20 protein-coding genes are annotated in these 21,285 nt (G+C 70.2%); 11 read left to right on the top strand and 9 right to left on the bottom strand.

The window, feature by feature from the left end; translation table 11 throughout:
• Positions 1-61 precede the first annotated feature (61 nt).
• On the top strand, positions 62-2,239 hold the full coding sequence (locus QMG73_RS13475) for an AAA family ATPase (protein ID WP_407676794.1): 2,178 nt from the start codon (positions 62-64) through the stop codon (positions 2,237-2,239).
• 89 nt (positions 2,240-2,328) lie between these two features.
• Here QMG73_RS13475 and nagA read toward each other — a convergent pair whose 3' ends face one another.
• From nagA to QMG73_RS13460, 3 genes are all read right to left on the bottom strand, one after another.
• Positions 2,329-3,420: an N-acetylglucosamine-6-phosphate deacetylase gene (gene nagA, locus QMG73_RS13470; RefSeq protein ID WP_281895251.1), complete on the bottom strand. Its 1,092-nt coding sequence runs from the start codon at positions 3,418-3,420 to the stop codon at positions 2,329-2,331.
• Positions 3,417-4,337 (bottom strand): ROK family protein, encoded by a 921-nt coding sequence (locus QMG73_RS13465; RefSeq protein ID WP_281895250.1) that lies wholly within the window; start codon positions 4,335-4,337, stop codon positions 3,417-3,419. The genes nagA and QMG73_RS13465 overlap by 4 nt, the downstream gene beginning before the upstream one ends.
• A 119-nt stretch (positions 4,338-4,456) precedes the next feature.
• The gene (locus QMG73_RS13460; protein ID WP_281895248.1) at positions 4,457-5,377 is read right to left on the bottom strand and encodes an SIS domain-containing protein; all 921 of its coding nucleotides are present in this window, start codon (positions 5,375-5,377) and stop codon (positions 4,457-4,459) included.
• A 172-nt stretch (positions 5,378-5,549) separates the two neighbouring features.
• Between QMG73_RS13460 and QMG73_RS13455 the strand changes: the two genes are divergently transcribed.
• Positions 5,550-6,335 (top strand): DeoR/GlpR family DNA-binding transcription regulator, encoded by a 786-nt coding sequence (locus QMG73_RS13455; protein WP_281895245.1) that lies wholly within the window; start codon positions 5,550-5,552, stop codon positions 6,333-6,335.
• Between the two features lie 127 nt (positions 6,336-6,462).
• On the opposite strand, the gene QMG73_RS13450 is transcribed toward QMG73_RS13455, so the two are convergent.
• Positions 6,463-7,758: an RNA-guided endonuclease InsQ/TnpB family protein gene (locus tag QMG73_RS13450; RefSeq protein WP_281895242.1), complete on the bottom strand. Its 1,296-nt coding sequence runs from the start codon at positions 7,756-7,758 to the stop codon at positions 6,463-6,465.
• A gap of 165 nt (positions 7,759-7,923) precedes the next feature.
• Here QMG73_RS13450 and QMG73_RS13445 point away from each other — a divergent pair, with 165 nt between their 5' ends.
• Genes QMG73_RS13445 through QMG73_RS13435 form a run of 3 tightly spaced genes read left to right on the top strand, consistent with a single transcriptional unit; the run spans position 7,924 to position 10,365 of the window.
• Complete coding sequence (locus tag QMG73_RS13445) at positions 7,924-8,895, top strand: ATP-binding cassette domain-containing protein (protein WP_281895241.1); 972 nt, start codon at positions 7,924-7,926, stop codon at positions 8,893-8,895.
• The gene (locus QMG73_RS13440; protein ID WP_281895240.1) at positions 8,892-9,911 is read left to right on the top strand and encodes an ABC transporter permease subunit; all 1,020 of its coding nucleotides are present in this window, start codon (positions 8,892-8,894) and stop codon (positions 9,909-9,911) included. The genes QMG73_RS13445 and QMG73_RS13440 overlap by 4 nt, the downstream gene beginning before the upstream one ends.
• A 46-nt stretch (positions 9,912-9,957) precedes the next feature.
• Entirely contained in the window at positions 9,958-10,365 is a 408-nt protein-coding gene (locus QMG73_RS13435; protein WP_281895239.1) for a DUF3263 domain-containing protein, read from the top strand.
• Between the two features lie 461 nt (positions 10,366-10,826).
• Here QMG73_RS13435 and QMG73_RS13430 read toward each other — a convergent pair whose 3' ends face one another.
• The 3 genes from QMG73_RS13430 to QMG73_RS13420 are packed head-to-tail and all read right to left on the bottom strand — an operon-like array spanning position 10,827 to position 14,007.
• Positions 10,827-12,044 carry an APC family permease gene (locus QMG73_RS13430; protein WP_281895237.1) on the bottom strand — a complete coding sequence of 406 codons (1,218 nt, stop codon included), beginning with the start codon at positions 12,042-12,044 and terminating at the stop codon, positions 10,827-10,829.
• Entirely contained in the window at positions 12,037-12,702 is a 666-nt protein-coding gene (locus QMG73_RS13425; RefSeq protein WP_281895233.1) for a phosphatase PAP2 family protein, read from the bottom strand. The genes QMG73_RS13430 and QMG73_RS13425 overlap by 8 nt, the downstream gene beginning before the upstream one ends.
• A 9-nt stretch (positions 12,703-12,711) precedes the next feature.
• Complete coding sequence (locus tag QMG73_RS13420) at positions 12,712-14,007, bottom strand: trypsin-like serine peptidase (RefSeq protein WP_281895230.1); 1,296 nt, start codon at positions 14,005-14,007, stop codon at positions 12,712-12,714.
• Positions 14,008-14,097: 90 nt separating this feature from the next.
• Between QMG73_RS13420 and QMG73_RS13415 the strand changes: the two genes are divergently transcribed.
• Entirely contained in the window at positions 14,098-15,324 is a 1,227-nt protein-coding gene (locus tag QMG73_RS13415) for a DUF4032 domain-containing protein (protein WP_281895228.1), read from the top strand.
• Here QMG73_RS13415 and QMG73_RS13410 read toward each other — a convergent pair.
• The gene (locus tag QMG73_RS13410) at positions 15,305-17,071 is read right to left on the bottom strand and encodes an NAD-binding protein (RefSeq protein WP_281895226.1); all 1,767 of its coding nucleotides are present in this window, start codon (positions 17,069-17,071) and stop codon (positions 15,305-15,307) included. The genes QMG73_RS13415 and QMG73_RS13410 overlap by 20 nt on opposite strands.
• A gap of 140 nt (positions 17,072-17,211) precedes the next feature.
• On the opposite strand from QMG73_RS13410, the gene QMG73_RS13405 reads away from it, so the two are divergent.
• Complete coding sequence (locus tag QMG73_RS13405; RefSeq protein WP_281895224.1) at positions 17,212-18,318, top strand: hypothetical protein; 1,107 nt, start codon at positions 17,212-17,214, stop codon at positions 18,316-18,318.
• 679 nt (positions 18,319-18,997) lie between these two features.
• Here QMG73_RS13405 and QMG73_RS13400 read toward each other — a convergent pair.
• Positions 18,998-19,375: a hypothetical protein gene (locus QMG73_RS13400; protein WP_281895222.1), complete on the bottom strand. Its 378-nt coding sequence runs from the start codon at positions 19,373-19,375 to the stop codon at positions 18,998-19,000.
• A 318-nt stretch (positions 19,376-19,693) separates the two neighbouring features.
• Between QMG73_RS13400 and QMG73_RS13395 the strand changes: the two genes are divergently transcribed.
• From QMG73_RS13395 to QMG73_RS13380, 4 genes are all read left to right on the top strand, one after another.
• A complete protein-coding gene (locus tag QMG73_RS13395; protein WP_281895219.1) occupies positions 19,694-19,948 on the top strand; it encodes a helix-turn-helix domain-containing protein in 255 nt (84 codons plus the stop codon).
• Entirely contained in the window at positions 19,948-20,235 is a 288-nt protein-coding gene (locus tag QMG73_RS13390) for a hypothetical protein (protein WP_281895217.1), read from the top strand. Before QMG73_RS13395 ends, QMG73_RS13390 begins: the two co-directional genes overlap by 1 nt.
• A 117-nt stretch (positions 20,236-20,352) precedes the next feature.
• Complete coding sequence (locus QMG73_RS13385) at positions 20,353-20,880, top strand: hypothetical protein (protein ID WP_281895214.1); 528 nt, start codon at positions 20,353-20,355, stop codon at positions 20,878-20,880.
• On the top strand, positions 20,877-21,284 hold the full coding sequence (locus tag QMG73_RS13380; protein WP_281895212.1) for a hypothetical protein: 408 nt from the start codon (positions 20,877-20,879) through the stop codon (positions 21,282-21,284). The genes QMG73_RS13385 and QMG73_RS13380 overlap by 4 nt, the downstream gene beginning before the upstream one ends.
• Position 21,285 lies beyond the last annotated feature (1 nt).

Genomic DNA, 21,285 nt, shown 5'->3' with positions numbered 1-21,285 from the left:
AGGTGCTCGCGCGGGCTACTCTCGGCGCGTGGCCGAACGCGATCTCACTCTGACCGCGAGCATGCGTCCAGCGGCGCTGGATGCCAGGCGCGGCATCGTCCGGCTGCATCCGGAGGTGCTGACCGCGCTCGGGCTGAGCCCCGGCGACCCCGTGCACCTCACCGGCCGCCGCGGCACCGCCGGCATCGCCGCCCGCGCCGAGCCGGGAGCCAGCCGGGCCCTGCTCTACGCCGACGACCTCATCCTCGGAAACCTCGGCATCCGCGACGGGGGCCAGATCACGATCACGCCTGCGCCGGTCGTCGCCGCCGGCCGCGTCACGCTCGCCGGCCCGGTGGAGATCGTCGCCGCCGTGTCGCCGGAGATGTTGAGGCTCGCGCTCCTGGGCAAGGTGGTCACCGCGGGCGACAACGTGTCGCTGCTGCCGCAGGACGTCGTGCCCCAGTCCGAGACGCGCACCCTCATCGAGGGGGCGCGACGCAGTCTCGCGAACACCGTCGGGTACGCGTGGACGAGCACCCTGCTGACCGTAGAGGCGGTCGAGCCGGCGGACGCCGCACTGGTCACAATGGACACCGTCGTCGCCTGGGAGGGTGGCCAGGCGACACACGCTCCCGGCACGACGCCCGGCCTTTCCAAGACGGCGGCCGCCGCACCGGCGCCGGCACCGACGGTGGAGGAGCTGCCCGGGCTCCGCGCCCAGGCTCAGGAGCTGAGCGAGCTGCTCGATCTCGGCTTCAACCACCGCGAGGTACTGGGGCGGCTCGGCACCACCGTCTCGCTCGGCGTGCTCATCACCGGCCCGGCGGGCTCCGGAAAGTCGTCGCTCGTCCAGGCGGTCGCCGGGAAGGTCGGCGCGCGCGTCGAGCAGATCTGGGCACCCGAGGTAGCGGCGCTCACCAACAACGACGCCGCCGCCCGGCTCCGCGCGGCTGCCGGCGCGGTGCGGTCCCGCGGTCCAGCGATCCTGCTGATCGCCGACGTCGACGCGCTCGCGCCGCGCGAGCAGCCCGGTCCACTGTCGACGGTGTTCCGCCAGGTGCTCGCCGAGACAGTACGTGCCGGGGCGGCCGTCATCTGCACCACCAGCCGGCCCGAGTCGGTCGACCCCGCACTGCGGGCACCCGACCTGCTGGCGGTACAGCTGGCGGTACCCCTGCCCGACGCCGCCATGCGCCGTGAGCAGCTCACCGTGCTCACCAAGGGCATGCCGCTCGCCGACGACGTCAAACTCGACGACGTGGCTGGCCGTACCCCTGGCTTCGTCGCCGCCGACCTCGCCGCGCTCGCCCGCGAAGCCGGTGTGCGCGCGGCGCTGCGTATCCGGTCCGGCGCGACGGGCGCCTCGCCGGTCGTGACGATGGCCGACTTCGACGCCGCCCTCGAAGTGGTCCGGCCCACGTCGATGTCTTCGTCCACACTGGAGCTGGCGGCGGTCACGCTCGATGACGTCGGCGACATGGTCGAGGTAAAAGAGGTACTGACCGAGACCGTCCTGTGGCCGCTCACCTACCCCGACACGTTCGCCCGCCTCGGCGTGCAGCCACCGCGTGGCGTGCTGCTCTACGGGCCACCCGGGTGCGGCAAGACGTTTCTCGTCAAGGCGATCGCCGGCACCGGCAAGGCCAACGTGCTCTCCGTCAAGGGCGCGGAGCTGCTGTCGAAGTGGGTGGGTGAGAGCGAGCGGGCGGTCCGCGAACTGTTCCGCCGGGCCCGCGAAGCCGCGCCCACGCTCGTCTTCCTCGACGAGGTCGACGCCCTGGCCCCGATCCGTGGGCAGGCCACCGACGGCGGCACCACCGACCGGGTGGTGGCCGCCCTGCTCACCGAGCTCGACGGCGTCGAGGCCCTGCGCAACGTGGTCGTCGTCGGCGCCACCAACCGCCCCGACCTGGTCGACGCGGCCCTGCTCCGCCCCGGCCGGCTGGAGCGGCTGGTCTACGTCCCGCCACCGGACGCGTCAGCACGAGTGGAGATCCTGCGCGCCTCGTCCCGCAACGTCCCGCTCGCCGACGACGTCGACCTGCCCGCGCTGGCCGCGTCGCTCGACGGCTTCTCGGCCGCCGACTGCGCCGCCCTGGTACGCGAGGCCGCGCTGGCGGCGATGCGCGAGTCGCTCGAAGCGTCCACGGTGACGGCGGCACACGTGGCGACGGCCCGCGAACGCATCCGGCCATCCCTGGACCCGGGCCAGGTCGCCTGGCTGGAAACGTACGCGACGGCTCGCGAAGCCCGGTGACCGTCTCGCCACCCTCTCGTGATCAGGGCGTCCCTGAAGTCGTTAGAGCGCCTTGAGGGACGCCCTGATCACGAGGGGACGCGGCGTAGCTAGAGCCAGGACCCGGCGCGCATTACGTGCTGGACGTGTAGTCCGGCGTCGAGGACGACCAGGTCGGCGCGGAGGCCCGGGGTCAGGGAGCCGACCTTCTCCGCCAGCCCCAACGCGCGGGCGGGAGTCGTCGAGGCCATGCGTGCGGCGTCCACGATGGACACACCCGCCTGTACCGCTTGGCGGAGGGCCGCGTCCATCGTCAAGGTACTGCCGGCTATCGAGCCGTCGCGGGTGAGTCGAGCCACTCGGTCGCTCACCACGACGGTCTGGCCGCCCAACTCGTACTCGCCGTCGGCCATGCCGGCCGCCGCCATCGCATCCGTGATCAGGGCGGCCCGGTCCGGTCCGGTGACCATCGCGGCGAACGCGAGCGTGCCGTCGTGCAGGTGTACGCCGTCGGCGACGAGTTCGCAGACCACGTCGGGCGCACCGAGTAGGGCGAACACCGGGCCGGGCTCGCGGTGGTGGGGCGGGCGCATGCCGTTGAAGACGTGGGTGCCCACCGTCGCGCCGGCGGCCACCGCGGCCAGGGTCTCGTCGTACGTGGCGTCGGTGTGCCCGATGGCGGCCACCACGCCGTGCGAGACGAGCAGCTTGATCACTTCCAGGGCGCCCGGGCGTTCGGGCGCGATCGTGACCATCCGCACGGCGCCCAACGGCAGCAGCTCTGCCAGCTCGTCGACCGATGGGTCGCGGAGGAACGCCGGGTTCTGCGCGCCGCAGCGGATCTGCGACAGGTACGGGCCTTCGTAGTGGACGCCGGCCAGTACGCCCTCGTTGACCAGTGGCGCGAACGCGCGCGTGGCGTCGCGCATCAGCTCGAAGGGCGAGCTGACCAGGCTGGCGAGGAGCGTCGTGGTGCCGTGGCGCAGGTGAAAAGCGGCGGCCTCACGAGCGGCTGACGGGTCGCCGGTGGTGAACGTGTGCCCGCCACCTCCGTGCGTGTGGATGTCGACGAAACCCGGCACGATCCACGTATCCCCACCGTTGCCGCCGGCGCCGACCGCGGTCACGGACGGGCCCTCGACCTCGACGTACCCCTGCTCGATGACGCCCGACGGCGTCACGACCCGACCCTCGATCCTCATGCGGGGCTTCCTACCAGGTCCAACGCGAGGAGTGCCGCGCCGACGCAGCCGGCCTCGTCGCCGAGCGTGGCGCGGGCAAGCCGCGGCTCGCGGTGAAACGTGAGCCGTTCGCGCACCGCGAGGCGCAGCGGGTCGAGCAGGACGTCGCCGGCTTCGGCCAATCCGCCGCCGAGCACGATCACCTCGGCGTCGTAGAGTGCCTGCGCGGTCAGCAGCCCTTCGGCGAGCAGCTCGATCGTCAGGCGCCACACGTGCTGGGCCACTTGGTCGCCGGCGGCCGCCTTGGCGACCACCTCGGCCGCCGTCGCCGGCGTGCCCGCGAGTGAGGCGTATCGCCTGGCCACGCCGGCCGCGGAAGCCTCGGCCTCCAGGCATCCCCGCGCACCGCATCCACACGGTGTGCCGCCCGGCCGGACGACGACGTGGCCCACCTCGCCGGCCGCGCCGTGCGCGCCCGCGAAGCCGCGGCCAGCCACGATGTGCGCGGCGGCGATGCCGGTGCCGATGGCGACGAAGAGGACGTGCGCGGCGCCACGGCCGGCGCCGAGCCTCGCTTCGGCAAGACCACCGGCACGCACGTCGTGGCCGAGCGCCGCGGGCAGGTCCAGCCGCGCTGACACGAGATCACGCAGGGGTACGTCGCGGAAGCCCACGTTCGAGGACCAGATCGCCATGCCCCGGGTCTCGTCGACGACCCCGGGGACCGCGACGCCGGCGGCCACCGGGCGCAGGCCATCGGCGCGCGCCTTGCCCGCGAGGCCCTCGGCGACGTCGAGGATGGTGGCGGTCACCGCCTCGGGGCCGCGGTCGGCGCCGGTGGCGTGCCGTTCGGCGTGCACGATCTCGCCCGACGGCGACACCAGCGCGCATTTCATTCCAGTACCGCCGACGTCGAGCGCGACGAGCACCTCACTCATGGCCTCATGATTCGCTCGCTCCGCGGCGCCTTGAGGCGGCGTCTTCCCTCCCAGCCTCGAAACCCCGACTCCGTCGGCGAGGCCGTCCGGTCCAGACGCCGCCGCGCCGCTGCGCTCGCTCATGTCAGCACGACGGAGCGGGTGAGATGTCTGGGTGCGTCGGGGTCGAGGCCACGGCTGGTCGCGATCGCCACGGCGAAGCGCTGCGCGAGGATCAGGTCGGCCATCGGGTCGAGCGGTTGGCGGCCGGCGGCCCAGTTGCCCAGTACCGCATAGCCACCACTGGACCGGCTGTGCACGAACGCCGCGCCGGTCGCCTCGACGTCTTCCGCCAGGCCCTCGGGCACCGCGCCGAACGCCCACACCACCCGGCCGGGCGCCGCGATCGAGATCGGCCCGTGCCGGTAGTCCATGGCCGGGTACGCCTCGGCCCAGAAGCCGGCCGCCTCGCGGCACTTGAGTGCGGCTTCCTGAGCCAGCCCGACAGTCCAGCCGCGACCGAGGAAGGTCACCTGTTCCACTCGCGCGGGGTCGATCGGCAGTGGCGCCCGCACGGTGACCTCGGCATCCGAGGCGAGCGGGTCCAGGTCTTCGCCGAGGTGCGCGCGGAGCAGAGCGAGCGCGCTGGTCGCGAAGCGGGTCTGCACCACCGAACGCTCGTCGGCGAACGGCAGGAGCACGCTGTCGGTGGCCAGCTCGGCGGCGGGCGCGTTGGGGTCGCCGACGATCGCGGTGGTCGGGGTGTCGACCGACCGGAGCAGGTCGAGCACCTCTGTCGTGGTGCCGGACCGGGTGATCGCCACGATGCGGTCGTAGCGGCGGCTCGTCGGGAACTCGGACGCCTGAAACGCGTCCGTCTCACCAACGCCTAGGCGTTCGCGCAGGCCCGCGTACGACATGGCCATGAACCACGACGTGCCGCAACCGACGACGGCGACCCGCTCCCCACGGCTTGGGAGCCCGGCGGCGCCGGCGGCGACCGTCTCAGCGCGGCGCCAGCAATCGGGTTGGCTGGCGATCTCCTCGTCCACGTACGACACGGCAACTCCTGCGCGTTACGGCTCGTTAGCGCCCTCTTTCGAGCGCCATTCTGCGCGCTTCTCGTCTCTCGTCGCAACCATGCGCAGCTTCGCGCAACGAATAGTTTTGCGTAGCCGCGTTTTGAGCACTATTGTGCACGCAAAACTCACGGTCCGTGCATCGGAGGCTACGGTGGACCGGTATGCGCGCTGGAACGCCCTGCTCGAACTGCTGACGGAGAGCGGGCGGGTCAGCGTGGAAGACGCCGCTGCCAGGCTCGATGTATCGCAGGCGACCATCCGGCGCGACTTCGATCAGCTCGCGCAGCAGCAGATGATCACTCGTACCCGGGGCGGGGCGGTCGCCAACGGCGTGTCGTACGACCTGCCGCTGCGCTACAAGACCGCAAAGCACTCGGCCGAGAAGCAGCGCATCGGGGCGGCCGCCGCGGCCCTGGTCACGCCCGGCATGGTGGTGGGCCTCAACGGCGGTACGACGATGACCGAGGTGGCGCGGGCGCTCGCCGTGCGGCCCGACCTCAACAGCGGCGCCGACGGCGCACAGCTCACCGTGGTGACCAACGCGCTCAACATCGCCAACGAGCTGCTCGTACGCTCGCGAATGAAGATCGTGGTGGCCGGTGGCGTGGTGCGGCCACAGTCGTACGAGCTGGTGGGTCCGCTGGGCAGCGCACTCCTGCGCGAGGTGACGCTCGACGTGGCGCTGCTCGGCGTGGACGCGATCGACGCGCACCTCGGCGCGGCGGCCCATCACGAGGGCGAGGCCTCCATGAACAACCTCATGGTCGCGCGCGCGAAACGGGTCGTCATCATCGCGGACGCGTCGAAGCTGGGTCTGCACGCGTTCGCGCGCATCTGCCCGATCGAGAGGGTGGAAACGCTGGTCACCGATTCCGGGGCCGCGGACGAGACGATCGCCGCGTTCGAGACCGCCGGGGTACAGGTCATCCGCGCCTGACCGTTCGGAGAATCCCGGTGATTCTCTTCCTGCTTCGTAGGTCCGTGCCCTGGCAAGCCGGGGACCTATCGATCCTCCACAGGCGTTTGAGGTCTCCGGGGAACTACCCGGCGACAACCACCGCCGCCTAGGCGGCGTGCATAGCGGCCAGCAGGTTCCGGGCCGCGTTGTGATCCCGGTCATGGACCGTGCCGCATCGACATGTCCACACCCGATCCGACAGTGTCAGAGCGGCGTTGACCGCTCCGCAGCCGCTGCACGTCTTCGACGACGGGAACCAGCGGTCCGCGGCCCAGACCTTCGACCCGTACCAAGCCGTCTTGTAAGTCAACTGGCGAACGAACTCGGCGAACCCGGCATCCGACACCGTGCGGGCCAGCCGCCGGTTCCGCACCATGCCGGCCACGTTCAGGCTTTCCACGGCGATGGCCCGCTTGGTTCTCGCGAGCCTCGTCGTGAGCTTGTGCAGAAAATCGGCACGCCGATGAGCAACCTTCAGATGCACGGTCGCGAGCTGGCGCACCGCCTCGGCCCGGTTACTCGAACCGCGCTGGCGGCGGGCCACCGCCTTGTTTGCCCGCCGCAGCTTGCGTTGGGCCGCCTTCAACGCCTTCGGGGCCTGGATCTCCTCGATGGTGCCGGTGTCGTCGGCGATTGCAGCGAACGTACGCAACCCCAGGTCTATGCCGCAGGCCGGCGCATCCGGGCCGACGGCACGTCGGGCGTTGACGTCGGTCCGGTCGATCTCCAGTTGGAAGGAGACCCACCACCGGCCCGCCTGCTCCCGGACGGTCGCGCCGATGATCCGCGCCCGACCGTCGGCCAGGCGGGAGGTCAGCCAGCCCATCTCCTCCTGGGTGGCGACCGCGCCGACGCCGGGCAGCTTCACCGTCCACGCGTCAGCGGGTTGAGCCCGGTCAGCGTCGTACCGGAACCGGGAGCCGTGCTTGCGTCGACGCCAGGTCGGGAACCCCACCCGCCGGCCACGACGGGCGCCCTTACCGGACTGGACCCAATTCTTCAGGCCGGCGGCCCGGACCCGGCAGGCTTCCTTCGGCACCCGTGAGGACAGCCCGGCCTCGGTGAACCATGGATAGCGGGTGCGGTGGGTGGCGCGCCACGCCTTCTCCAACGCCGGGGCTGACCACGGCACTGGCGTCAGCATCGCCTCCGGCACACCATAGCTGCGCTCCGCTTCCCGCTGGTCGAGCGCTGCTTTGACCAGGTCGAGGCAGAAGTTCTCCACCACCCGGGACAGGCCGGCGTGCTGACCGAGCCGAACCCGCTGCTCGATGCTCGGGTCCAACTCCACCCGATAACCCTGCTTGATACGACTGATCCGGTCGCTGTGGACCCCGGATCCCACCGGAACAACGACCTCGGCCAAGGTCAAGGCCCGCGCGGTCGCGGTCAACACACTCACGCGGCGCAAGCTAAACCCGCCGCTGCTTGACGGCAAGGTTCTACCGGCATGTCGCGGTTTCCCTCCTTCCGAGTGCCAGCGATCGAGGAGAACGGCGCGGACAGTCGGGGGTGAGTTCGCCATGGGGACCCCACGGAGTTGTGCATACCCAGTATGGTGTGCGCCATGGTTGCGGTGCTTGAGATAGAAGGCCTGCGCAAGACGTACCGGAGTAGACGGCGCGGCGAACGCAGGGCCCTTGATGGCTTCGACATGGTTGTCGAGGCCGGGCAGGTACATGGGTTCCTTGGGCCCAACGGGTCGGGCAAGACCACGACGCTCCGCACGCTGCTGGGACTGATCCGTCCCAACGGCGGTCGGATGGCGATCCTCGGTCAAGAGGTACCGGCCAACCTGCCAGCGGTGGTGGGGAAAGTCGGCGCGATCGTCGAGAGTCCACAGTTCTTCCCACACTTCTCGGCGCAGGACACACTCTCCCTGCTCGCCGACGCCGGCAACCTTTCCCAACAGCGAGTGCCCGAGGTACTGGAAGTGGTCGGGCTGCGTGACCGGGCAAAGGAGCGGGTCAAGACGTACTCGCTGGGCATGAAGCAGCGGCTCGCCGTCGCGTCCGCGCTGCTCAAGAACCCGCAGTTGCTGATACTCGACGAGCCCGCCAACGGCCTCGACCCGGGCGGCATCCGCGAGATGCGCGACCTCATGCGCGACCTGTCGGCGTCGGGCATGACCGTGCTGCTCTCCAGCCACATCCTCGGCGAGGTACAGCAGATCTGCGACTCCGTCACGATCATCTCGCTCGGCCGCCGGGTCGCCGCCGGGCCGGTTGCCGAGGTACTGGCACAACACTCCAGCGGCGGTCTCCGGGTACGGCTGGAAAGCTCCGCCGACCTGCCAGCCGCCGCGCAGGTGCTGGTCGCCTCCGGCGTCCGGGTCGACATCCAGCCAGACCACCTGCTCGTCAGCGGCGTCGACAAGCCGTCGTCGGTCACCCGCATGCTCGCCGGCCGCGACCTTTACGTGAGCGAGCTCGCCCCCATCACAGTCGACCTGGAGAGCGTCTTCCTGGAGTTGACCGGCACCGCACCGGTGGCCGGTCAGCACCGCCAGGTGGACCAGTCCGCGGAGGTGCCCGCATGAAGGGCCTAGTTCGCGCCGAGTTCCGGCGCCTGTTCAAACGGCGCGTCACCCGGCTGATGCTCGGCCTGCTCGTGCTCGCCCTGGGCACGATCATCACCGCGTTTTCGCTCGCCAGCCACAAGATCGGCCCTTCGGAGCTGGCCGCCGCCGAGACCAAGGCGCAATCCGCGTACGAGACGCAACTGCGCTACCACGAGCAGGGGGTGGCCGAGTGTGAGGCCGCCAAGGCGCGTGGGGAAAACGTCAACGAACAGTATCCGCCGGACTGCGGGCGGGAGTTCGGCCCGCAGCGGGAGCAGTTCGACGCTGAGTGGTTCCTGCCGTACGAGTTCAACTTCCACGACGAGTTCGGCATCTTCATCTCGGTGTTCGCGGGCATCGTGGCCCTGGCGGCGTACATCATCGGCGCCTCGTTCGTCGGTGCCGAGTGGCACAGCGGCGGCATGATGAACCTGCTGCTGTGGCGGCCCAAGCGGCTCTCCGTACTCTTCACCAAGCTCGGCGTCCTACTCACGAGCGTGCTCGGCGTGAGCCTCGCACTCGGTACACTGTGGACGATCGCGCTGTGGCTCATCGGCAAGTTCGATGGACAGACCGGCAAAATGACACAGGGCACGTGGGAGTCGTTCGCGATCAGCGGCGCCCGCGGCATCGGCCTCGTGCTCGCGGTCGCCGCCATCGCGTACGGGCTGGCGTCGGTCGGCCGGCACACCGCGATGGCCCTCGGCGTCGCGATCGGCGCGGGCGTGATCAGCGAGATCGGGCTGCGGATCGCACTGGACATCGCCGGCGTGAAGTTCGCCGACCGCTACTACCTGTCGACGTACGCGATGGCGTGGTTCGAGAAGAAGTGGACGCTGGAGGACTGGAACGCCTGCAACTTCTCCATCTCCGGAGAATGCAAGCCCGACGTCTTCGTGGTCACCTGGCAGCAGTCCGCCCTGGTCTTCGGCTTGGGCACGGCCGTGGTGCTGATCGCGGCCACATGGTTGATGCGCAGGCGGGACGTAACGTGAGGTACTTTTAGTACTTCCGTGCTAGTCAATATGTGCAAGGAGCGCCATGAAGCCCCACGCCGACGCTCCGGCCGATGACGACCTTGAGCTAGTGGAGTCCGAGCCGGATTCCGATCTCGACACCGACGCTCCTGCCGCCTCCCCGGATCCCGCTTCGTCGGATCCCGCTTCGTCGGCTTCCGCTTCGTCGGCTTCTGCCGAGGAAGCGGAGGCGGCGCCCGAGCCCGGTCTCACCGAACGCGAAGAGCAGATCCTCGCGTTCGAGAGCAAGTGGTGGAAGCACGCGGGCGCCAAGGAGCAGGCCATCCGGGACGCGTTCGACCTGTCCGCGACCCGGTACTACCAGATCCTCAATGGACTGCTCGACAATCCGGCGGCGCTGGCTCACGACCCCGTGGTCGTGGGCCGGCTCCGCCGCCTCCGCTCCACAAGAGCCCGCACCCGCCGCCGCTGACCCCGACGCTGTCGCACCGCGACGCGTCCATCGCCGGCGCTCGTGGCGGTCATGCCCCAAACGGCGTTGCGTCAAGGGCGCGAGCCGACGTCAACGTCGTCGCTGCGCACAAGCTGTGAACGTTTATTGCTGCTGGAGCAGCAATAAACGTTCACAGCGCGAGTGGCGGCGGCGCGGAATGGGGCAATCCGGTCGTCAAACGGGCGCCCTTGGCGCCCGTTGCTCGGACCTGGCGCGGATCGCCTGATCCAACGGCGTCGATCAAGGCGATCTGCAGGGATCAAGGGCGAATGCACGCGGAAAAGAGATCCAACCACGTGCATTCGCCCTTGATCGACGGCAAAACCCGCCGGCGCGCGGCGCGCGGCGCGGGAGCGGGCGGCGCGGCGCGGGAGCGGGCGGCGCGCGGCGGGAGCGGGCGGCCCGGAAGCGGGCGGGCGTGGGAGCGCGGCGCGTGGGGCCTAGCGTTGGGGGCGGAACCTGAACCAGGCGGCGCCGGCCAGGAGGACGGCGAAGCCGGCGAGGACGCTTGATAGTGGGAGGGTTACCGCCAGCACTACGCAGCCGACCAGGCCCAGCGCCGGCACGACCCGCAGGCCGCGCAGGGTCAGGGCGGACGCGTTGGTGATGGCGTAGTAGACGAGCACGGTGCAGCTGGAGAAGCCGATCGCGTCGCGGATGTCGCCGAGAGACACCAGCACGATGACCACGGCGGCGACCGCCAGTTCGGCGCGGTGGGGCACTTGGCGGGTCGGGTGGACGGCGGCGAGGGCGCCGGGCAGGTCGCGGCGGCGGGCCATCGCGAGCGTGGTGCGGCCCACGCCTGCGACGAGCGCCAGCAGTACGCCGGTGACGGCGACCGCCGCGCCTATGCGTACCACCCACGCTAGTCCGGGTGCGCCGGCGGCCGATACGACGTCGGCCAAGGGTGCGGGGGACGAGGCGAGACGCTCGGGGCCGAGCACGCCCAGGGTCACCACCGCCAGTACCAGGTAGATGGCCAGTACCAGGCTCAGCGCCAGCGGCACCGCGCGCGGGATGGTGCGCTCGGGGTCCCGCACCTCCTCGCCCAGCGTGGCGATCCTCGCGTACCCGGCGAACGCGAAGAAGAGCAGCCCAGCGGCCGTCAGGATGCCGCGGGCGCCGGCGTCGTCGGCGTCCCAGATCCGAGCCGCGGTGGGGTGGCCGGCGGCCGCGCCCACGACGGCGACCGTGCCGAGCACGGCGAGGGTGACCGTCACGAGCCAGCGGGTGGCGCGGGCGGTCTTCTGGATGCCGCCGAGGTTGATGGCGGTGAGCACCACGACCGCCGCGACGGCGATGGGGCGGGCGTGTGCGGGCCACAGGTACGCGCCGATGGTGAGGGCCATCGCGGCGCAGCTGGCGGTCTTGCCGGCGACGAAGCCCCAGCCCGCGATGAAGCCGGCGAAGTCGCCGAGGCGTTCGCGGCCGTAGACGTAGGTGCCACCCGACTCTGGGTAGAGGGCGGCGAGGCGGGCGGAGCTGTTGGCGTTGCAGAACGCCACGAATCCGGCGAGCACCAGCGCGATCAGCAGTCCTCGGCCGCCCGCTTCGGCGGCGGCGGGCGCGAACGCCACGAAGATCCCGGCGCCGAGCATCGACCCGAGGCCGATGACGACCGCGTCGGTCGTAGTCAGCCGCCGAGCCAGCTCACTCACGAGGCAGCTGACGCCACGGGATGCGGTGCAGGAGGCGGTCGAGGACCACGCCAAGCATCAGGCCAGCGACCGAGTCGGTCACCCAGTGATAATTCAGGAAGATCGTGGTGCAGAACACGATCGCGGGCGGTGCGAAGCGCAGCCAACGCTGAGCCGTGCGGCTCAGCCACGGAGACAGCAGGAGCACCAGTACTCCGTACCAGACCATGGTGTTCACCATGTGGCCGGAGGGATACGACATGCTGTACTCACCGGGCGGCAGGGTGTTGAAGATCTCGACCTTGTCGGGCAGCGTCGAGTTGGGCGCCGCGCGGTCGGTCCACAGCTTGAGCGGCATGATGGCGAACCCGGTCACCAGAAACGCCGCGATCACCGGCGCCACCGGCCACACCGACCGGCGGCGCACGGCGAGCCAGATCGCGATGACCAGGCAGATCAGCGTGAGCGGGCCGCCGTTGCCGAGGAAGTTCAGCACCCGGCAGAGCCACCAGACCGGGCTTCCGTCTTGATCGGCGACCCAGTCGGAGACCGTGGTGTCGAGGTCGAGCAGCCACCCGGCCGCCAGCATCGCGGTCAGCGCGGCGAAGGCGGCGAGCAGCACCCCGTCGAGCCACCACCCGGCGGGCGCGACCCTGCTACGTGTGGCGGTCTCCTGCACGCACCCAAGCTACAGCTGAGACTTGATCTTGTTGTTGATCAGGTCGACCCGTACGCCGGAGTTCGGGCAGCCGCCGAAGTGGTGCAGCGCGACGACCTTGTCCGTCGACCTGGACAGCACGGGCGAACCGGACGAGCCGCCCTCGGTGTCGCACAGGTACGAGACGTCGGTGCCGTTGGCGTACCCGGTGTAGTTCGGGTTGTCGACCGCGCAGGTGCCGTTGGCGTCCTCGTCGCTGTCCATCGCGATCATGGTGGGGTCGCCGCTGGGGTGCTGCGGGATGTAGAGCTCCTCGCCACGGGCCGGCCGCCGCAGGTCGAACTGCAGATAGCCGAACTTCTTGACCGCCTCGAAGTCTTCGATCGTGAACAGCGTGTAGTCGAGCGTCTTGTCGGTGCTCAGTACCTTGTCGCCCCACACCTTGGTCGACCGGAATACCGCGTGCCCGCCGCACTGCGCGCACTGGTAGTTGAACCACACCTCGGTGTCGTACGCGTCCCGCGAGGTGACCATGCAGTGGTTGTTGGTGAGCATCCGGTTGTTCGGGCCGATCCGCCAGCCGGTGCACAGCTCGTTGCCGTTGATCAGCAGCCGGGTGACCGCCTTGGACCGCTCGTACGCCACCGGGTCGCTGGACCGGTAGCAGACCGCGTCGGACTTGTCGTCGCCACCGCACACGCTCTCGGTACGCGGCTCGGCCGCCTTGCGCTCGTCCGCCGTGTACCCGCGGGCCACCCTGTCGACGCCCACACCGAGCTGGGCGAGCTTCGAGCCGAGGCCCAGCACGTCGGGACGGGCGGTGTGCAGTTCGACCACCGCCGTGTCGCCGGTCACGGACATCGCCCACCGGCCGGCGCTGTCGAGCAGGCCACCGTCGACCCGGTGCACCTCCTGGCCGGTCGGGTCGGACACGGTGAGGTAGTCGCCGGGGAGCAACAGGAGGTGGTTGAAGTGCGGCTTCACGTACGCCGCGCCCGGGTACTGGAAGGTCATCGTGCGTTCGGTGTCCAGGTACCCGAGCACTCGCTGAATCGGCTCGATCACGCCGATCCGCTCGCGGCCCACCTGCCGAGGCGCCTGCCGTTCCGGCTTGCCGGCCGCGGCCTGGGGCGCGGCGCCGCTGTCAGCGGCCGCGGCACGCTTCGGAGCGGGCGCGTCCTGCGCGGGGGCCGCCGCCGTCGCGTCGGCGGGCTTCCGGACCGCCGGTGCGGTCTCCTGCCCTGTCAACGCGTACGCCGTCGTGCCCGCCGCACCGGCCAGTACGGCCGCGCACACCCCCGCGACCAGCGCCACAGTCCGCCGCATACGTGTCCCCCATGTGTCGTAGCCAAGACTTTTGGTTTCCGACACTGTGTAACGAGCCACGGTTGGCAGCGACGCGCGCTCTCAGCCGGCATGCTTGTCACCGTGCGGATCACTTCGGCCCTCATCGACCCGGCGCTGCTCGACCTCCCCTGGTCGACACCGCTGGAGGAGTGGCCTGCCGACCATCTGGTGGCGCTGCCACAGGGCATCTCGCGGCACGTGGTGCGCTTCGTCAAGCTGGCCGGCACGGTCTACGCGGTCAAGGAGACCGGAGAGCGGGTGGCGGAGCGGGAGTACGACCTGCTGCGCGCGCTGGAGCGGATCGGCTTCCCGTCCGTCGAGGCGGTGGCGATCGTCGCCGACCGGCACGCTCCCGACGGCGAGCCGCTCGACCCTGTGCTGATCACCCGTCACCTACAGTTCTCGCTGCCGTACCGGGCGCTGTTCTCCCACACGCTCCGCCCCGAGACGATGGCCCGGCTGCTCGACGCGCTGGCCGCCCTGATCGTGCGGATGCACATCACGGGCTTCTTCTGGGGCGACTGCTCGCTGTCCAACACGCTGTTCCGTCGCGACGCGGGCGCCTTCGCCGCCTACCTGGTCGACGCGGAGACCGGCGCCCTGCACGCGAAGCTCTCCAACGGGCAGCGCGGCGAAGACCTGGAGATCGCGCGGGTCAACATCTTCGGCGAGGCGCTCGACCTGCAGGCCGCTGGGCTGCTGCACGAGTCGATCGACCCGGAGGTGGTCTCGGAGGAGGTCGTGCAGCGGTACGAGCGGCTGTGGCACGAGATCACCTACGAGCAGGAGTTCCAGCGGGAAGACCGGCACCACGTCGAGAGCCGCATCCGGCGCCTCAACGAGATGGGCTTCGACGTCGCCGAGGTGGCGATGTCACTGGCTGACCGGGGCGCGTTCAAGGTACGGCCGAAGGTGGTCGACGCCGGCTACCACACCCGCCGGCTGCTGCGCCTGACCGGCCTCGACGCCGAAGAGAACCAGGCTCGCCGGCTGCTCAACGACCTCGACACGTACCGCGCGGAGAGCGACCTGGCCGACGAGCAGCAGGCGGCGCACCGCTGGTTGACCGAGGTCTTCGAGCCGGTGGTCCGGGCGGTACCGGGCCATTTGCGCCGCAAGCTCGAGCCGACCGAACTCTTCGTACAGGTCATCGAGCACCGCTGGCGGCTGTCCGAAGAGGCTGGCCGCGATGTTGGCCTGGCGCTGGCGGTGCAGTCGTTCCTGGCCGACGTGCTCGTGCACCGCCCCGACGAGCAGGCGGTGCTGGGCGTGGAGGTCACGCAGGCGGTTTCGTAGGGGCGGTCATCTCCGGAGGGGCTGGCATCGTCTGCTTGACGAGCCAGCCTAGGCCGGCCCGGCGGGCCACCACGGTGAGCCGGTCGCCGCCTTGGACCCGGTACGCCGTCTGGGGGCTCCAGATCGGCCGCGGCTCACCAAACTTGTGCAGCGCGATCACCCGTACCGCGTCGGGGCGGGTCGCCTGGCCGATCACCTTGCCGTCGAGGGCTGAGCCGTGCGCGACCGGCACCTCGGCGACCAGAAGTGCGTGCCGGTCGACGGGGATGGTGGCGATCACGTCGCGGTTCATCATCGCGGCGGCGAACGAGGGTGCGGCCAGGTACGACACGCTCCGCGAGACCGCGATGTTGAAGGCGCGCTGGATGCGTTTGGCGAGGTCACCGTCGAAGAGGCGCATGACCACGCGCAGGTCGGCCCGGAGCGCGCGCCCGTGGAGCGCGGCCTGCAGGTTGGACACGTCGTCGGTGGACACCACCACGAGGGCCTGGCAGGTCTCGACCGAGGCGGAACGCAGTACCTCCTCCTGGGCCACGTCGCCGACGATCAGCGGGATCTCCAGTTGACGCGCCACGGCGGCGCCCCGCGCTTCCGGGTCCTTGTCGATCGCAACCACCTCGACACCGAGGTCGTTGAGCTGCCGGATCACCCGGGTGCCGACGTTGCCGAGGCCCACCACGACGACGTGGTCGAGGCGCGGGGTACGCAACCGGCCGACGTTGAGCGCCAGGCGGGTGTTCACGACGGCCTCGACGACGGCGGCGGTGATCAGCGGTATCAGCGCCAGCCCAGCCACGGTGAGGATCACCTGCATGACCTGTACGCCCCAGCCGGTATCCAGCTCGACGTCGGAGCCGGTGATCGTGGTGAGGAGGACGAAGTAGAGCGCCTTCCACAGCTCCAGGTCCTGCGTGCGGGCGAGCAGCGTGCCGAAGATCGCCACGACGGCCAGTACCGCGATCGTGGCGACACCGGTCTTCCGGTTCACGAACGCGCGCAGGCCACGTACGACGGCGGCTACCGGCCGACGGCGGCGGCGTTGCCGTGCCAGCTTGCGCGCGGCGAGCACGGTGCCCGACGGCTGGCCGGTGGCTTCGGCCAGTACCAGGTCAGCGTCGCCCGGATTGGCCGGCAGCACCCGGGGATTGTTGCGTTGCCGGGTATCGGCGAGGCCACACACGACGGTGTCAGCGCGTACGTCTTCGCGCCTTGCCACGTACAGGGTGCGGCCCGCGTGCCGGAAATGCGTCGGTGCCGGCTCACCCAGCGCCGCCGCCACGAACGCGGGCGCGGCCATCGCCGAGTCGGACATCACCTCGCAGTCGGCGAAGAGCCGCTTCACGCCGCTACCCAGCCGGCTGCTGAAGATGCGCATGACCAGCCGTATCCGTGGCTCCACCGCCTGTGCGCAAAGGGCGGCGTGGATGTTGCCCACGTCGTCCTGGTGCACGAGAGCGAGGCATTCGGCACCGGCGAGCCCGGCCGCGCGGAACGTCTCCTCGGTGAGCCGGTCGGCCCGGATGATCTGGATTCCCTTGATGCGCGCGAGGTCGGCCACTTCGGAGCGCCGCTTGTTGGGCACGATGACCGTCACCCAACCGGCGGACGCCGACACCAGCTCTTTCACCAACCGGTAGGTCAGCGCGTCGTTTCCACAGACGACGTAGTGGGGACGCGTTTCGCCGTTGGGGCGCAAGCGTGCGGCGACCGCGCGTCGGGCCCTGTTTCGCCACGGGTCCACCGACATGACCGGGATGGTAGCCAGCGCGATCAACGATCATGAAGTTCGACGGAGCCAGGAACGGTTTTGGACAAGCGTCGTTGACCACTTTGGCGTACTTAGCACCTATTGCGCGGTGCTACCGGTAAGCACCTGAATGGATGGACATGAACAAGTGGTTCTATCGCGCAGTCGGGACGGTCGGCGTCGCCGGCGGCTTCCTGCTGCTCGGCGGCGGCGCGGCCCAGGCGGAGGACGTCGACGCCACCCCGGCAACGGACCCGTTGGAGCTGCAGGGCCTGCTCGACGACTTCTTCACCCCCAACGGGGGCCAGATCTCGCAGGTCGCCCTTGGGCCCAACGCCCCGGCCGCCTCGCCCGACATCATGATGCGGGGCCAGCTCTCTAACCTGAAGGGCGACGTCGCGCCGACTCGCGACCTCGGCTTCCTCGGCTCGGCGCCGTCGTCGCCGACCGCCGCCATCAACCCGTCGCTTCTCGGCACCGCCTCGCTCGACAACGAGGCCGGGCTGACCGAGAAGCCGCAGCTCATCTCGACGCTGCCGGTCGCTGGCACCTTCACCGACACCATCGGCGCGGGCCGTGCGGTCGACGCGCTCGGCGTGGCCGGTACGACCCAGTCGATCCTCAACGGCGGCAACGGCATCAGCGCCAACGCCGGCGACGTGCACAACCTCGTGCCCGCTACGTCCGATGTGGACGCATCGCGGGCCGGCGCGGCCCTGCCCGCCGCGCTCGGCGTCATGCCCGCCGACGCGATCCCCACCGTGGCCACGCACAAGGCCGCGAAGGGCAACGCGAACGGCTTCGCCAAGTCGACCAGCGGGCAGGCATCGAACATGGTGCCGGCGCTCATCGGTGACGCGATGGTCGCGCAGAGCCCCGAGCTGTTCCAGCCCGAGGCGCTGCCTCCGGTGGCCACGCTGCCGCTGGTCGGCGACCTGAACCTCAAGGGCGTCCCCGGTGCGGCCGACAACCCGACGAACGACATCCCCGTCGTGAGCGCGCTCGGCTCGCTCGGCCTGCCCGGCATGGGTGGCGCCACCACGCTGCCGGCCGACGACGACAGCAGCCAGACCCGCACCAAGCGGCACAGCACCACCGACCGCCCGGTCGCGGGTGAAGACGCCGACTACGCCGAGGCAGCCAGCGTCGGCCTGCCGCTCATCGGCGACATCAGCAACCTGACCACCATCCTGCCGACCAACGGCACGCTGGCGGGCATGCCCGGCATGAAGCACATGGACATCTGAGCAACCCGATACAAACCGGTGGCGGGGCTTCGGCCCCGCCACCGGCCTTTTCCCCCGCACGCGCTCCCCGCCCGCGACGGCGTGTCGCCGCGCCCAGCACGCCGATCAAGGGCAAACGCACACGGTTCGATCTCAAAACCGCGTGCATACGCCCTTGATCCATGCGATCGCCCTTGATCGGCGACCGGACGGCACGCGGTCACACTTGGCTCGGGCTTCACGCCGGTGCGCCGGCGGGGGATGCCGCATGTTCGGGGATTTAGCGCCGTCCGACCAGGCTTGAGGCAGCAATATCCCCGAAGTCGTCCCCACGCCGACCCTGAGGCGAGCTACCGCGACGTTCGACGTGGGCCATGCCGTTGCTCCCGCGGCCTCACCCTCCGCGTATCCACGACCCGCGCGGTGCGGGGTCGAGGTTTGGGCGCGCGGACCCGGCAGCGGGGGCCGGGGATTTCGGCGAGCCCTGGCGAGCCGCCGGCCGCCGCGGTGCCCGCGGGAGCAAACGGTCCGCGACTGGCGCGGACCGGGGCACTAAATGGAGTGGAGCCCCCGGCCGGACTCGAACCGGCGACCCTCCGCTTACAAGCAGGAAACGCTGTGAGCGTCGTTGCTTTGCTGGTCTTACGCTAGCGCGCCGCATCCTCAAACGCGTTAAGCGGATTCTCCCTGAACGCCCTTGTCAGGCGCCCTTCTGGGTCGATGCTAGATAGCGGACTTGCTTTTCTATGTCGCGATAAGCGGCGAGCACTTCCACCTTGTGGTGATCATCGCGGTCCAGCTCCAAGATCATGTCGATTGGGTTGCCACCGGAACGAATGATCCAAACGAGATCCACCTTGACCGCTGGATCGCGATCTACACCCAGCGCCATGTCGATCATGAGGCCAGGCGCCCACGGCTCAAGCCAGACGCGTCGTCCCCCGATTGGCTCGTCGCCAGTAGCGACGAAGTGCTCGATTGCCCCGGTAGACCAGCCAAACGCTCGCTCTATCCCTGCGTACGTGTTAAGGCGAACCGCCTCGCCCGCCTCCACCTTGCCCCACGTCACCGGGCTCATAGGCGCACGCTCGGCCATCGCCTCCTGGCTTTGCCTGCCGCGTGACCGCCGTACCAGGTCGGCGACTGCCGAGCGCTCCTTAGGCGTCAATTGCCTAGGCACTCTGCCTCCTCCCTCGCCAACTTGGGGTGATTGACCCACAGCCCTCCCCAGCATGACAGGAACCTGTAGGAAACCGAAGAGGCCAGCCCCCATGCGGACATGAATCTGTCGCCGTGAATCTAAACGGACACTCACTCATTCCAGCTCAGGGCACAGTTCTGTGGTTCCTGTAGATTCCTGTTGACAGTCGATCCACAGTTTCCTACAGTTTCCCTCATGTCACAGCGCAAGTCTCGCGCCGAGGCGTTCATCAAGATCAACGGTGACGCGCTCCGCGAAGTCCGACTCGACCGCGGGCTCTCCACCGTTCAGGTGGCCGCCCGTGTCGGGGTCGGCAAGGCGTACATCTCGAAGCTGGAACGCGGCATCTCGCCGCGATGCAGCGCGCAGGTGCACGCAGCCCTCGTGCGGGTGCTCCAGCCTGCCGACCGGCGCGCCTTCCGCGCTGACGGCCAGAAAGTGGCCGCCTGATGGCCGCCGGACAGGGCTTCGCGTCCATGCCCGAGTCGCAGCACCGGCTCGCGTCCGCCATCGGCTCACTCACCCGCTGGTCGCGCGTCAACAGCCGCGACGCCCGCACCGCCGCGCTCGCCCCGGCGCGAGCCGCGATGCGGAGGCGCTGGGAGGCCGAGGCCGACCCGGACGGCGTGCTGTCGCCGAACGAGCTGGAGGCCGCCGTCAAGCGGCTCCAGGCCGCGCACATGAGGCGGATGGCGCTCGCATCGGCCAAGAAGCGCGCCGCGAAACCGGCGGCGTAGACCCCGGCCCTGCCGCCGCCCCGCTCGGCAGGCGGCCGGGCCGGCCACCAAAAAAACCAGCGCCCCCGGACAAGGTTCGCGGCCAGTCGGAGGCGCCAGACACCAGGGAGGGTACCAATGCCCGAGACCAACACGCCGGACCCGAGGTTCCAGACCGGCTTCGACTACTACGCCGGCGTTGCCAAGAACCTGCACGACATCGCCGACCGCCTCGCCGCCCTGGCCGATCTCGCGACCGACGGTCAGATGCCGCCGCGCCTGAACATCGCCCACATCTTCATCCAGGTCAGCGGCAACGCCGAGGCCGCCGACCGCACCAAGCCGGTCGTCGACATCCTCGCCAACCTCTTCGAGGCGCAAGCCAAGACCGAGAGCAGCACCCACGTCTCGGAGTACAAGGCGCGGACCCGGATCGGCAACATCTCGGTCACTGTCGATACCTCGGTGCCGCGCCCCGAGACGAAGCGGGATACCACGGCCCGGCTGCGGGCGGAGAACGACCGGTTGCGTGCGGAGGTCGAGAGGCTCCGCGCGGCCGAGGAGCCGGCGCCGCAACGCGAGCCGGCCCTCGTCGAGATGGTCGACAAGATCGACGGCCACGCCGACGCGAAGACCATCACCCGGTACACCGGCGGTGCCCGATGAGCGACGCGGACATCTACCTCGCCGGCCTGATCGCCATGACCGTGTGGTCGATCGTCGTCCTGTTCATCGCGCTCCACCTGGCTCGCCAGCGCGACCTCGCCCGGCGCCGCTACGCCACGATGCTCGCCCTGCACGGCCGGCAGCGCGTCTGGATCGCCCGGCAACGGGAGCAGATCGCCGGCTACCAGGGCGAACTGGACGCGCTCGTCGAGGCGACCCGGCCGACGCCGGTACCCGAGGACCTGGAGACCGCCGTCCGGCGCGACCTCGACGCGCTCCCAGTGGCCGACGAGCCGGCCATTGAGCCGCCGGTCGTCGACGAGCCGCAGCAGCCCGCGCCGGAACCGCCGGGGCCGCACGGCATGGCCATCTACCCGCGCCGCACCAAGCCCAAGGAGCAGTGAC

The sequence above is a fragment of the Phytohabitans aurantiacus genome (assembly GCF_027923225.1).
Lineage (GTDB): Bacteria > Actinomycetota > Actinomycetes > Mycobacteriales > Micromonosporaceae > Phytohabitans > Phytohabitans aurantiacus.
The sequence above is the reverse complement of the archived record's forward strand: the minus strand, read 5'-3'. Positions and strand labels throughout refer to the sequence as shown.

What these genes read in the sequence shown, in the direction of transcription:
- QMG73_RS13380 (WP_281895212.1), top strand. Translation starts at nt 20,877, where the DNA reads ATGAGCGACGCGGACATCTACCTCGCCGGCCTGATCGCCATGACCGTG.
- QMG73_RS13405 (WP_281895224.1), top strand. Translation starts at nt 17,212, where the DNA reads ATGAACAAGTGGTTCTATCGCGCAGTCGGGACGGTCGGCGTCGCCGGC.
- QMG73_RS13410 (WP_281895226.1), bottom strand. Translation starts at nt 17,071, where the DNA reads ATGTCGGTGGACCCGTGGCGAAACAGGGCCCGACGCGCGGTCGCCGCA.
- QMG73_RS13475 (WP_407676794.1), top strand. Translation starts at nt 62, where the DNA reads ATGCGTCCAGCGGCGCTGGATGCCAGGCGCGGCATCGTCCGGCTGCAT.
- nagA (WP_281895251.1), bottom strand. Translation starts at nt 3,420, where the DNA reads ATGAGGATCGAGGGTCGGGTCGTGACGCCGTCGGGCGTCATCGAGCAG.
- QMG73_RS13395 (WP_281895219.1), top strand. Translation starts at nt 19,694, where the DNA reads ATGTCACAGCGCAAGTCTCGCGCCGAGGCGTTCATCAAGATCAACGGT.
- QMG73_RS13435 (WP_281895239.1), top strand. Translation starts at nt 9,958, where the DNA reads ATGAAGCCCCACGCCGACGCTCCGGCCGATGACGACCTTGAGCTAGTG.
- QMG73_RS13445 (WP_281895241.1), top strand. Translation starts at nt 7,924, where the DNA reads ATGGTTGCGGTGCTTGAGATAGAAGGCCTGCGCAAGACGTACCGGAGT.
- QMG73_RS13400 (WP_281895222.1), bottom strand. Translation starts at nt 19,375, where the DNA reads ATGAGCCCGGTGACGTGGGGCAAGGTGGAGGCGGGCGAGGCGGTTCGC.
- QMG73_RS13415 (WP_281895228.1), top strand. Translation starts at nt 14,098, where the DNA reads ATGCTTGTCACCGTGCGGATCACTTCGGCCCTCATCGACCCGGCGCTG.
- QMG73_RS13390 (WP_281895217.1), top strand. Translation starts at nt 19,948, where the DNA reads ATGGCCGCCGGACAGGGCTTCGCGTCCATGCCCGAGTCGCAGCACCGG.
- QMG73_RS13440 (WP_281895240.1), top strand. Translation starts at nt 8,892, where the DNA reads ATGAAGGGCCTAGTTCGCGCCGAGTTCCGGCGCCTGTTCAAACGGCGC.
- QMG73_RS13385 (WP_281895214.1), top strand. Translation starts at nt 20,353, where the DNA reads ATGCCCGAGACCAACACGCCGGACCCGAGGTTCCAGACCGGCTTCGAC.
- QMG73_RS13465 (WP_281895250.1), bottom strand. Translation starts at nt 4,337, where the DNA reads ATGAGTGAGGTGCTCGTCGCGCTCGACGTCGGCGGTACTGGAATGAAA.
- QMG73_RS13420 (WP_281895230.1), bottom strand. Translation starts at nt 14,007, where the DNA reads ATGCGGCGGACTGTGGCGCTGGTCGCGGGGGTGTGCGCGGCCGTACTG.